Origin of the sequence: Streptomyces carpinensis (assembly GCF_002154505.1) — a bacterium.
GTDB classification, from domain to species: domain Bacteria; phylum Actinomycetota; class Actinomycetes; order Streptomycetales; family Streptomycetaceae; genus Streptomyces; species Streptomyces carpinensis.
Genome location: NZ_MUBM01000311.1, coordinates 1 through 404 on the forward strand (window position 1 = coordinate 1; position 404 = coordinate 404).

The 404-nt window shown below is 69.1% G+C and carries 1 protein-coding gene; it reads right to left on the reverse strand.

The features are described from left to right. Positions 1–404 (reverse strand): aldehyde dehydrogenase family protein (locus BZY54_RS53930; RefSeq protein WP_244217500.1); only part of this gene is annotated, 404 nt, incomplete at both ends.

Sequence of the window (404 nt, forward strand, 5' to 3'; positions counted from 1 at the left end):
GTCGGTCTTGAAGCGGTAGAGGGAGACGACCGGGCCGAAGGTCTCCTCCGTGCAGACCGACATCGGCGTCTCCACGCCGTCGAGGATGGTCGGCTCGAAGAAGTACGGGCCGATGTCCGGGCGGGCGACGCCTCCCGCCACCACCTTGGCACCCTTGGCGACGGCCTCCTCCACATGCCGTGTGACGGTCTTCAGCTGCCGCTCGCCGACCAGCGAGCCCATGTCGGCGCCGTACGCGAGGGATGTGCCGAGGCGCATGGCCTTCGTCCGGGCGGCGAAGCGCTCCAGGAACGCGTCCGCGATCGACTCGTGGACGTACAACCGCTCGATGGAGATGCACAGTTGGCCGGCCGAGGAGAAGCAGGCGCGGATCGCTCCGGCCGCCGCCTTCTCGATGTCGGCGT